General features: G+C 75.6%; 8 protein-coding genes and 1 pseudogene. 6 read left to right on the top strand and 3 right to left on the bottom strand.

Going from position 1 to position 11496, the window contains the following annotated elements:
• Together MY520_RS17805 and MY520_RS17800 are read right to left on the bottom strand one after the other, a co-directional pair.
• Positions 1-1361, bottom strand: a pseudogene (locus MY520_RS17805) (hypothetical protein); the annotation flags it as partial.
• A 111-nt stretch (positions 1362-1472) separates the two neighbouring features.
• Positions 1473-2255, bottom strand: coding sequence for an IclR family transcriptional regulator (locus MY520_RS17800; protein ID WP_436693894.1), 783 nt, complete (start codon positions 2253-2255; stop codon positions 1473-1475).
• 128 nt (positions 2256-2383) lie between these two features.
• Here MY520_RS17800 and MY520_RS17795 point away from each other — a divergent pair, with 128 nt between their 5' ends.
• The 3 genes from MY520_RS17795 (at position 2384) to MY520_RS17785 (ending at position 6390) form a co-directional block, all read left to right on the top strand.
• Positions 2384-4033, top strand: coding sequence for a flavin-containing monooxygenase (locus MY520_RS17795; protein ID WP_436693893.1), 1650 nt, complete (start codon positions 2384-2386; stop codon positions 4031-4033).
• Positions 4034-4121: 88 nt separating this feature from the next.
• Positions 4122-5078, top strand: a complete 957-nt coding sequence (locus MY520_RS17790) for an ABC transporter substrate-binding protein (protein ID WP_436693892.1) — start codon at positions 4122-4124, stop codon at positions 5076-5078.
• 118 nt (positions 5079-5196) lie between these two features.
• On the top strand, positions 5197-6390 hold the full coding sequence (locus MY520_RS17785; RefSeq protein WP_436693891.1) for an FAD-dependent monooxygenase: 1194 nt from the start codon (positions 5197-5199) through the stop codon (positions 6388-6390).
• A gap of 10 nt (positions 6391-6400) precedes the next feature.
• Here MY520_RS17785 and MY520_RS17780 read toward each other — a convergent pair whose 3' ends face one another.
• The gene (locus tag MY520_RS17780; protein ID WP_436693890.1) at positions 6401-8542 is read right to left on the bottom strand and encodes a DUF2157 domain-containing protein; all 2142 of its coding nucleotides are present in this window, start codon (positions 8540-8542) and stop codon (positions 6401-6403) included.
• A 126-nt stretch (positions 8543-8668) separates the two neighbouring features.
• On the opposite strand from MY520_RS17780, the gene MY520_RS17775 reads away from it, so the two are divergent.
• From MY520_RS17775 to MY520_RS17765, 3 genes are all read left to right on the top strand, one after another.
• Positions 8669-10270, top strand: coding sequence for an ABC-F family ATP-binding cassette domain-containing protein (locus MY520_RS17775; RefSeq protein ID WP_436693889.1), 1602 nt, complete (start codon positions 8669-8671; stop codon positions 10268-10270).
• A 196-nt stretch (positions 10271-10466) separates the two neighbouring features.
• A complete protein-coding gene (locus MY520_RS17770) occupies positions 10467-10694 on the top strand; it encodes a helix-turn-helix domain-containing protein (protein WP_419750147.1) in 228 nt (75 codons plus the stop codon).
• A gap of 23 nt (positions 10695-10717) precedes the next feature.
• Positions 10718-11467, top strand: coding sequence for an enoyl-CoA hydratase/isomerase family protein (locus MY520_RS17765; RefSeq protein ID WP_436693888.1), 750 nt, complete (start codon positions 10718-10720; stop codon positions 11465-11467).
• Positions 11468-11496 lie beyond the last annotated feature (29 nt).

Genomic DNA, 11496 nt, shown 5'->3' with positions numbered 1-11496 from the left:
CCTCCGACTTCCACGGCCGGCGCGGGCTGCCCGGCCGCGGGCGGGGCCGCCGCGGGCGCGGCGTGCGCCCACCACCACAGCGTCCACGCCCAGGCGGTGGTGCAGGCCCCCTGGACCGCGAGGTGCGCGGCCAGCTGCCCGCGGCTGCCCACGGCCACCAGCAGGGCGGCGGCCGCGGCGGCGCAGGCCGCACCCGTGACCGCGGTGGGCCGGCGGGTGCGCGCGTCCATGCCCAGCCCGGCGGCCAGCGCGAGCAGGTACAGGGCGCTGAGCGCGACGGCCGCACCGCGGGCGGCGGCCGGGCCGCCGGGCGGCACGGTGCAGAGGGCGGCCAGCCCGCCGCAGGCGACGGCGGTGGGGATCACGGCCGGTCGCTCGTCGGCCCGGAGCAGCCCGGTGAGCAGGCACAGCGCCGCGGTGACGGCGAACAGCCAGGTGAGCGCCGTCCACCGCTCCTCGGCCAGCAACTGGACCAGGCACAGCACGATGAGCGTGGCGCAGGCGGCGGCGACCGGCGGCAGCACGACCCGGCGGGTCGCGCCGGTGAGCAGCGCCGCGGCGGCCGAGGCGACGCCCACGCCCAGGTAGCCGGCGAGCGGGACGGCCACCGGGCCGGGGGAGTGCAGGGCGGCGCCGACGGCGGCCCCGACCGCGATGCCCGCGAGGACGGGAACGGCCGAGGGGGGTCGCAGGAGGGGCCGCAGGATCGCCCGTTCGCGGGCGGCGAGCAGGGCGGCGGCGGACACGGCGGCCAGCACCACGGACACCCACCGGCCCGGGCCCGCGCCGGTCCAGGCCACGGTGACTGCACCGACGACCCCCGCGGTCCACCAGGCCAGGGCGGTGAGGAGGGCGAACCGGGCGACCACCGGACGCGCGGCGCACGCCGTCGCCAGACCGGCCAGGGCCGTGCCCACCGCCAGGCCGACCTCGGGCAGCCCGGTCGGCACCCCCTCGAACGCGCGCAGCACCGCCACCTGCGCCGCGGCCCAGGTGGCCAGCGGCCACACGGCCGGCCGGGGCAGCAGGAACCCCAGCACGGCGAACGCGCCGCCCACGACGACCAGCGGCCACACGCTCCCGGTGAGCACCGGACCCCGGGCGCCGACGGCGACCGCGGTCAGTGCGACCGCCGCGGTGGCGAACGCCTCCTCCGACCGCGGGAGGACGGCGACCGCGCCGGCCCACGACGCCAAGGCCGCCGCCGCGGCGAGACCGACGAGCCCGACCAGGATCCAGCTGCCGCCGAACACCGCGGTCAGCCCGGCGCCGGCGATCGCGACGAGGAGGACGCCGACGGCGAGCAGCCACTCCAGCCCCCGGACGCGATAGGCGAGCGGCGGAGGTGGCGCAGTGTCCACGGCGGCCCCCTCGCGCATCGGTTCCCCGCGCCCACCGTAGGGCCGGGGGTCCGGTGACACCCGGCGGCGGTCACCGCCGCGGGGCCGGCCGGGGGACCGCCGCCGCGGGGCTCAGCGCGCGAGGGGTGTCGGAGACCTCGACCCTGCGGCGAGCGCCCGTCCGATGCCGTGGGCCGTGGTGAGGAGCGCGGGGATCACCGCCGCGGCTCGCCCGTCCTCGTTCGGGATGATGACCGACAGCGCCGCCGCGACCTCGCCGTCGGCTCCCCAGATGGGGACGGCGACCCCCGCGGCCTCCTCGTGCACCCAGCCGCGCACCACCGAGTAGCCCCGGTACCGGGTCTCGGCCAGGAGGCGCCGCAGCTCGGCGGGGTCGGTCACGGTGAGCGGGGTCATGCGGCGCAGCGACCCGGCCAGGACCCGCTCCTGCACTCCCGCGCTGGCGTGGGCGAGCAGGACGAGCCCCGAGGAGCAGGCGTGGGCCGGCAGCCGGCTGGCGGTCCGGGTGATGTTGACGACCTCCGCTCCGCGCGCCGACTTCCGCTCGAGGTACAGCGCCTCGTCCCCCTCGAGCACCGCCAGCTGGGTGTGCTGTCGCACGGCCGCGTGCAGGTCGTCCATGAAGGGCATCGCGAGGTCCCGCAGCCCGACGGTCTCCGAGGAGCGCGAGGCCAGCTCCCACATCCGCAGGCCGACGCGTACCTGGCGGTCGCTGCCCTTCTCCAGCAGTCCCAGCTCGACGAGCTCGCCGACGAGCCGGTACGTCGTCGGTGTCGGGAGACCTGCGCGTCGCGCCACGGCGGCGACCGGGAGCGACCGGTGGTCGGCGTCGAAGACCTCGAGGATGCGCACCGCCCTCGTCAGCACGTTGTCCCGCGGTTCGGTGCCGGTCATGCCGAGAGCGTGACATGCGCCATGACCCCGGTCACCAGAACTTTCTCGGCACGTGAGAACGCTCGTGGTCACCCAGCGACGTGCGCCGCACAGTCCTCGTGCACGGACCGGCGAGCGGAGGGCGACGGATGAACGAGGGACAGCAGGTGCGGACGCACCTGGTCGGAGCGGAGGACGCCGGGGTGCCGCGGCAGGTGGACGCGGTCGTCGTCGGCGCCGGCTTCGCGGGGGTGTACGCCCTCCACCGGCTCCGCACGCTCGGCATGACCGTGCAGGTCTTCGAGGCCGGCAGCGACATCGGCGGCACGTGGTACCACAACCGCTATCCCGGAGCCCGGTGCGACATCGAGAGCCTCGACTACTCGTACTCGTTCGACGACGACCTCCAGCAGGAGTGGCACTGGACCGAGCGGTACGCCTCCCAGCCGGAGCTCCTCGCCTACATCCGCCACGTCGCGGACCGCTTCGACCTGTGGCGGGACATCCGCCTGGACAGCCGCGTGGACGAGGCGTCCTTCGACGAGGAGACCTCGCGGTGGACGGTGCGCACCGACGACGGCGTGCTGGTCACGGCGCGCTTCTGCATCCTGGCCACGGGCGTGCTCTCGGTGGCCCAGGTGCCGGACGTCCCCGGCCTGGACACCTTCCGGGGTCAGTGGTTCCACACCGGCGACTGGCCGCACGAGGGCGTGGACGTCACCGGCAAGCGGGTCGGCGTCATCGGCACCGGGTCCTCGGGCACCCAGCTGATCCCGCTGGTGGCCGACCAGGCGGCCCACCTCACGGTCTTCCAGCGCACGGCGAACTTCTGCATGCCGGCTCAGAACCACCCGATGATCGAGCAGGTCGAGCGGGAGTGGAAGGCGGAGTACCCGGAGCGCCGCGCCAAGGCCCGCGTCTCCGGCTTCGGGCACAACCAGCTGTCGAACCCGAAGAAGGCCATGGAGGTCTCGGCGGAGGAGCGGCGGCGGGAGTTCGAGCTGCGCTGGCAGCTGGGCGGGCTGTACATGATGCGGGCCTTCTCCGACATCCTCGTCGACCCGGTCGCCAACGAGGAGTGCGCCGAGTTCGTCCGCGGCAAGATCCGCGAGATCGTGGCCGACCCCGAGGTGGCGGAGCTGCTCAGCCCGAGGGGCTTCCACTTCGGCACGAAGCGGCTGTGCTCCGGCACCGGCTACTACGAGACGTTCAACCGCGAGAACGTGAGCCTGGTCGACGTCCGGTCGGCGCCCATCGAGCGGATCACGCCGACCGGGCTGGCGACGACGGACCGCACCTACGAGCTGGACGTGCTCATCTTCGCCACCGGCTTCGACGCGATGACCGGCTCCATGCTGAAGATCGACATCCGAGGGGTCGGCGGGCGCACGCTGCGGGAGAAGTGGGCGCACGGTCCGCGCAGCTACCTCGGGGTGGCTCCCGCGGGCTTCCCCAACCTGTTCATCGTGGCCGGGCCGGGCAGCCCGTCGGTCTTCAGCAACATGGTGAACAGCATCGAGCAGCACGTCGAGTGGATCACCGACCTGCTCGAGCACGCGACGCTCCAGGACGCCCGCCGGGTCGAGGCCACCGAGGAGGCCGAGCAGGCCTGGGTCGAGCACGTCAACGAGGTGGCCGGCAGGACGCTCTACCCCCGGTCGCCGAACTCCTGGTTCTTCGGCGCCAACACCCCCGGCAAGCCACGGGTCTTCATGCCCTACGTCGGTGGTGTGGGGACCTACCGGCAGATCGCCGGCGACGTCGCCGCGAAGGACTACGAGGGCTTCGTGATCGCGTGACGGGAGCCGCCGTCCCCCGCCCAGACAGCACCCCCGAGAGAGAAGGAAACCGGTGAAGCGATCACTGAGGTCACGAGCGACGCTGACGATGGCCACTGCCCTGTGCGTCCTGTCCGTGGCGGCCTGCGGCGGCTCCGCCGAGGACGCCGAGGCAGCAGGGGCCAGCACGGGCGGAGGGGGCCCCGAGACCACGGACGTCAGCGTCGGCGTGCAGCCCTTCGCCGAGGTCTCGGCGTTCTACGTGGCGATGCAGGAGGGCCTGTTCGAGGACGAGGGGCTGACGGTCACCCCGCAGGTCGCGGGCGGCGGCGGTGCCGGGCTGATCCCCGGGCTGGTCTCCGGTGAACAGCAGTTCGCCTACAGCAACTACGTGTCGGTCGTGCAGGCCGCGTCGGAGGGACTGCCGCTCAAGGTCGTCCGTGAGAACGACCGGCCCGGTGTCCAGGGGCTGTACACCCTGCCGAACAGCGGGATCAGCGCACCGGCCGACCTGGCCGGCAAGCGCATCGCGATCAACGGGCTGGGCAACATCATGGAGCTCACCACGCGCGCCGCCCTGGACGACGCCGGTGTCGACCCGGACAGCGTCACGTTCGTCGAGCTGCCGCCCCCGGACTTCCTGACGGCGCTGGGCTCGGGCAACGTCGACGCCGCCTGGCTGGTCGAGCCGTTCGTGAGCATCGGCACCGACACGCAGGGGGCCCAGCTGGTGCTCGACGTGTTCGCCGGGCCGACCGAGGACCTGCCGGTGGCGGGGTGGGTGACCTCCGCCCAGTTCGCGGCCGAGAACCCGGAGACCGTGGCCGCCTTCGAGCGGGCCATGGACGCCGCCGTGCAGATGGTCGCCGACGACCCAGCCCTCGTGGGCGAGGTCGTCCCCACGTACACCCAGCTCCCGCCGGAGGTGGCGGCCGGCCTCAACCCGATCGCGTTCGCGGTCGAGAGCGAGCCGGCGGACATCAGCCAGGTCGAGGAACTGATGCGTGAGTACGGGTTCATCGAGGAACAGGTGGACACGGGCGAACTGGTCCTCGCGGACGACTGACCGCGGCGCGCCGTGGCCCCGGCTCGTGGGACCGGGGCCACGAGCCGTCGCGGGGAGCGCCGGCCGGGCGGGCCGTCGTCGTCTCACCACAGCGGGGCTCACGGACGGGAGGACGGGCGTGCGGGTCGCGATCGCGGGCGGTGGCGTCGGGGGGCTGGCTGCGGCCGCGTTCCTCCACCGGAGGGGCATCGAGGTCACCGTCCACGAGCAGGCGCAGGAGTTCCGTGAGATCGGGGCGGGCCTGGTCGTCGCGCCGAACCTCATGCGGCTGCTGCGGCTTCTGGACCTGCACGAGGGCGTCGCCGCGAAGGCCGTGCGGCTCGAGGTGGGCTGGGAGTTCCGTCGGTGGGAGGACGGACGGGTGCTCTTCCAGCAGCCGCTCGACGACTCCGCCGCCATGTACGGCGAGGACACCTGGGTCATCCACCGTGCCGACCTGCTGGCGCTGCTGCGCTCGGCGGTTCCCGCCGCGGCTCTGCACCTCCGTGCCCGCGCCGAAGGGGTGGAGCAGGATGCCGACGGCATCCGGCTCCGGCTGGCCGACGGCACGTCCGTGGCCGCCGACGCGGTGATCGGCGCGGACGGTGTGCACTCGGTCCTGCGGGGTGCCGTGACCCGGGCGGAGCCCCCGCGCTACTCGGGACTGTGCGCGTGGCGCTCGCTCGTGCCGGCGGAGCGCGCGCCGGAGCTGGCCCGCCGACCGGTCCAGACCCTCTGGCTCGGGCCGGAGCACCACCTGGTGCACTATCCGGTCTCCAGCGGGCGCCTGGTCAACCTGGTGGCCTTCTCGCCGGCCGGGGACTTCGCGGTGGAGTCGTGGGAGTCCCGGGGGCGGGTCGAGGACCTCGCGGCCGAGTTCGCCGGCTGGGATCCCCGGCTGGAGGCACTCGTGGCGGCCGCGGGCGAGGTCGGCCGGTGGGCCCTGCTGGACCGCGAACCGATCGGCACGTGGACGTCCGGACGGCTGGCGCTGCTCGGCGACGCCGCTCATCCGATGTTCCCGTTCTTCGCCCAGGGTGCGGCGCAGGCGGTGGAGGACGCCGCGGTACTGGCCGTCTGCCTGGCGGAGCCCGGGATGACCGTCCCGGAGGCGCTGGCCTTCTACGAGTCCGTGCGGGGGCCTCGCGCGGCCCGCGTGCAGACGGCCAGCCGGGGGCGACAGGGCCACCACCACCTGCCCGACGGCCCGGAGCAACGGGCCCGGGACGCCGCCTTCGCCACGGACGATCCGCTGGCCCACAACGCCTGGCTCTACGCTCACGACGCGCTGCAGGCGGCGCACCAGGCGGTCGCGGAGCGGCGCGGCGGATGAGCGGGGGGAGTCACCGCATCTCGGTCACCCAGGCGACCGCCTCGCGCGCCTGCTGACGTCGGCGTTCGTAGGTGGCGCCGACCACCAGGAGGAGCAGCCCGGCCGTGGCGAGGGTGACCCACCGCGGCAGCAGCGGCGCGTACGGCGTCAACCGGCCCAGCACCACGAACGCCAGCGCGGCCGCCCCCACGACGAACGGTGCCTGGCGGTGCGCCAGCGTGCCTGCCACGGTGAGCGCCGCGGCGGCCGCGACCACGCCGACCAGCCGCAGGGCCGTCGGCTCGGCGACGACGACCAGCGTCGACGGGACCAGCGCCACCACGGCCGCCGGCCCCTCCGCCGCCCAGGAGCGCGCCCCGGCGCGCACCTGCGGCAGGGCGACCAGCAACAGCGCCGCCGCGGCCGGCAGGGTGTACGCCTCCACGGCGTCGACCGAGGCCCCGGCCGTGGCGATCCAGCCGGCGACCACGAGTTCGCCCACGGCGGCCACGGCCACCGGCCGGCGTCGGACCACGAGCGCGTAGCACCCGGCCGCCGCCCCGGCGAGGGCCAGCTGCACACCGACCTGCCCCCAGGCTCCTGCGGTCGCGGTGCTGAGGCCCGCGGCCACGCCCGCGACGGCGCCGCACGCGGCGGCCACCGGCTCCTCCCGCTCGGGAGCACGGAGCGCGGCGACGGCGAACGCTCCGGCCGCGACCAGCGCCACGAGCAGGCCGGCGGCCGGCGAGGACAGCGAGCCGTCCTCGCGCGCCAGCAGGGCCGCGGCCACGGGGAGCAGCAGCGCGGCACCGGTGGCGTGCGGCCGGAGGGCAGGGAGCCGGACGGCGGCCGTCGCCGCCGGGACGACGGCGGCCAGGACCACCAGCGCGAGGACGTCGAACCGTCCCTCGCCGTAGCGCAGCAGGGCCTCACCGGCCGCCAGGACCACTCCACCGGCGAGCAGCCCGCTGCGCGCCACGGGCCGGGCGGCGAGCAGGACGGCGGCGGTGAGCAGGACGGTGCCCAGGCCGGCCGCGGCGAGCCACCCCGCCGTGCCGAAGCGCTCCAGCGACCCGGCCAGCGCGAGGGCCGCGACGGCCGCCGCGCTCCCGGCCACGACCGGCGCGGGGGTCAGGTGGGCGGCCAGTCGCGCGTCGCGGAGCAGCACGAGAACGACGCCGCCGGCCGCCGTCAGCAGGACGGTCGTCGTCCAGGAGTCGACCGGCCCCCGCTCCCACGCGGAGAGCGTGCCGCCGAACGCGGCAGCGGCGGCCCACCCTGCCGCCAGCACCCGCGCGGACGGCGTGACGGCGGGGCGCACCCGGAGCAGCACCAGCACGTCGAGGAGGGCGACCCCCAGCGCGGCCGCCACCCCGGCCGGCCCGACGACGGCGTCGGCCGGCAGCAGCAGGAGCGGAACCGGCTGGGCGGCGACGAGGGCGACCAGCGGCCAGGTGACCGTGCTCCGGGTGGCCCGGCCGAGTCCCAGCGCGACGCCGGCGACGACCGTGCACGAGATCGCCGTCCACAGCCGCAGGGGGACGCCGTCCAGGCCCCACAGGCCCAGCGCGCGGGCCGCCCCCAGGTCGACGGCGAGCAGCGCGGCCCCTGCCGCGGCGAGCGCCTCCTCGGTGGCCCGCAGCCCGCGCCGAGCCGTCCACGCGGACACCGCGCACGCCGCCGCGGTGACGGTGAGCATGACGAGGGACTGGAAGGCCGGCCCCAGCCGGGTCCAGGCCACCGCGACGAACGCGATGGCGGCGGCCACGACCAGCAACGCGCCCAGCCCGAGCAGCACCTGCTGCGGGCTGACCGGCCGGCGCGGCGTCCGCGGAGGCGGCGGCGGGAGCGGAGCAGCCGGCCCGGGCGGAGCAGCGGGGAACGGCGGCGCCGGGAAGGGCGGCGGAGCCGGCCACGCAGGCGGGGCGGTGGGCAGAGGCGGGGCGGTGGACGGCGGCGTGGCCGGGCGGGCGGTCGCCCGCAGCGTGGCCAGCAGCTGCTCGCGGTCGCGAGCCAGTTCGTTGATCGTCGTGCCGATGCGGGCCACCACCCGCGCCGCCTCGCCGGCGGCGGGCAGCCCGCAGGAGGGGCAGGGAGCGGGGCCCGGCCCGTCGGTCGGCCGGCCGCACACCGGGCACGGAGGGCCCCACGACGTCCCGTTCGGCGAGGTCATGCCGGGATCCTGGCCCGGCGGCCGCCGCCGTGGGAGGGGTCGTCACCCACCTGTGGACGGCGGTGCCGCCGATGTCACCCCGGAAGTCGGCGCCCGACGGCCGGAGGAGCGCCTACCCTGGGATCAGTGATCACGACGACCGGCCTCGAGCTGCGCGCCGGCGCCCGCGTCCTCATCAGTGAGGCCGCCCTGCGCGTGCAGCCCGGTGACCGCATCGGCCTGGTCGGCCGCAACGGCGCCGGCAAGACCACCACCCTCACCACGCTCGCCGGCGAGCGGCTCCCGCACGCGGGCCGGGTGGAGGTCACCGGGGAGATCGGCTACCTGCCGCAGGACCCGCGCAGCGGCGACCTGGACATCACCGCCAGCGACCGGGTGCTCTCCGGCCGCGGCCTCGACGCCCTCCGCGCGCAGATGACCAAGGCCCAGATCGCGATGGCCGAGCCCGCCGACGACGCCGAGCGCGACCGCGCGGTGCGACGCTACGGCCGGCTCGAGGACCAGTTCGCCGCCCTCGGCGGGTACGCCGCCGAGAGCGAGGCGGCCCGCATCTGCACGGCGCTGGGGCTGCCCGACCGGGTGCTCGTCCAGCCGCTGCGCACCCTCTCCGGCGGCCAGCGGCGTCGCGTGGAGCTGGCCCGCATCCTGTTCTCCGACGCCGAGACGCTGCTGCTCGACGAGCCCACGAACCACCTGGACGCCGACTCGATCACTTGGCTGAAGAGCTTCCTGGGCGCGCACAAGGGCGGTCTCATCGTCATCAGCCACGACGTGGAGCTGCTCGACGCCGTCGTCAACAAGGTCTGGCACCTGGACGCCAACCGGGCCACCGTCGACATCTACAACCTCGGCTGGAAGCCCTACCTCGCGCAGCGGGAGACCGACGAGCGGCGGCGCAAGCAGGAGCGGGCCAACACCGAGCGCAAGATCGACGCCCTGAGCGCGCAGGCCGACCGGATGCGCGCCAAGGCGACGAAGGCCAAGGCGGCGCAGAGCATGGACAAGCGCGCCCAGCGGCTGGCCTCCGGGCTGGAGGCCGTGCGGGTGCAGGACCGGGTCGCCAAGCTGCGCTTCCCGACCCCCACCGCGTGCGGGCGGACGCCGCTCACGGCGGAGGGCCTGTCGAAGAGCTACGGGTCGCTGGAGGTCTTCACCGACGTCGACCTCGCCGTCGACCGGGGCACGCGGGTCGTCGTCCTGGGCCTCAACGGCGCCGGCAAGACGACGCTGCTGCGCATGCTGGCCGGCACGGAGGTGCCCGACACCGGCGAGGTGAAGGCCGGCCACGGCCTGCGGGTGGGCTACTACGCCCAGGAGCACGAGACGATCGACCTCGACCGCTCCCTCCTCGAGGTGATGCGGTCCGCGGCGCCGGACAGCACCGACACCGAGCTGCGGCGCATCCTCGGCGCGTTCCTGTTCTCCGGCGACACCGTCGACCAGCGGGCCGGCACGCTGTCCGGCGGCGAGAAGACCCGGCTCGCGATGGCCACGCTGGTCGTCTCGGGCGCCAACGTGCTGCTCCTCGACGAGCCGACCAACAACCTCGACCCGGCCAGCCGCGAGCAGGTGCTGGACGCGCTGCGGACCTACACCGGCGCGATCGTGCTCGTCACCCACGACGAGGGCGCGGTGCGGGCACTGAACCCCGACAAGGTGATCCTGCTGCCCGACGGCACCGAGGACAGCTGGAGCGAGGACCTCGCCGACCTGGTCGAGCTGGCCTGACGCCGTCCCGGCCGGAGCCGTCCCCGCACCGGTCGTAGCGCATCTGGCATCGAGTGATCGCTTCGCGTCGCGCGTCCGGGGGTGCTGGGTGATCATGGACCGCGGGATGCCGTGGCCAGTGGGGCCCGGCGCCAAGGGGACGAGCAGCCACAGCGGACCGGCGGGGTCCGTGGCCGGTTGCTGACGGAGGGGAGTCATGGCCGACTCGAGCACTGCGGACCTCGGCAAGGGCAAGCGCATCACCGGCGGTGACCGGTCGTCGCTCGCCGACGAGCTGCGCAAGCGGTACGACGGCGGCGAGAGCATCCGCTCGCTGGCGACCTCGACGAACCGCTCGTACGGGTTCGTCCACCGCCTCCTGTCGGAGTCCGGTGCGACGCTCCGCAGTCGCGGGGGAGCGAACCGGAACAGCAAGAAGAGTTGACCCCGGAGGACCACGACGGGTGGGTGAGGACGGCGCGGGACGGCGCCGTCCTCACCGTCACCCTCGACCGCCCCGACCGGCTCAACGCGCAGACGCCCGCCACCTGGGCCGCCCTGGCCGCCGTCGGGAACTCGCTGGACGACGAGATCCGGGTCGTCGTAGTGCGCGGTGCGGGCCGCTCGTTCTCCGCGGGCCTGGACCGCGACCTGTTCAGCACCGACCCCGGCACCCCGGGCGGGCTCGGGGAGCTCGGCCGGCTGACGGCCGGGGAGGTGCAGGAGCGGATCCGCGGCTACCAGGCCGGGTTCCGCTGGCTGCGCTCGCCGGGGATCGTCTCGGTGGCCGGGGTGCAGGGGCACGCGATCGGGGCCGGTGCCCAGCTGGCGCTCGCCTGCGACCTGCGGGTGCTGACCGCGGACGCCGCGCTGCGGCTGCCGGAGGCGTCGCTCGGGCTGGTCCCGGACCTCACCGGCACCAGCACGCTGGTCGAGCTGGTCGGCTACTCGCGGGCGCTGGAGATGTGCCTGACCGGCCGGGCCGTCGGCGCCGCCGAGGCGCTCGCGGCCGGGCTGGCCAACCACGTCGTCCCGGCCGAGGGGCTCGACGCCGCCGTCGCGGAGCTCGTCACGGCGATCACCGCCGCACCGGCCGGCGCGAGCCGGGAGACCGCCGCGCTGCTCCGGGCCGCGGTGCGCAACGACCCGGCCGCGCAGGACGCCGCGGAACGGGCGGCACAGGTCCGGCGGCTGGCCGAACTCGTCGGAGGTCGCTGACATCCTGGGTGCGGAACAGGCCACCGGGT

This window comes from Geodermatophilus sp. CPCC 205506 (genome assembly GCF_051383635.1).
Lineage (GTDB): Bacteria > Actinomycetota > Actinomycetes > Mycobacteriales > Geodermatophilaceae > Geodermatophilus.
This window is presented reverse-complemented; position numbering and strand designations above follow the sequence as displayed.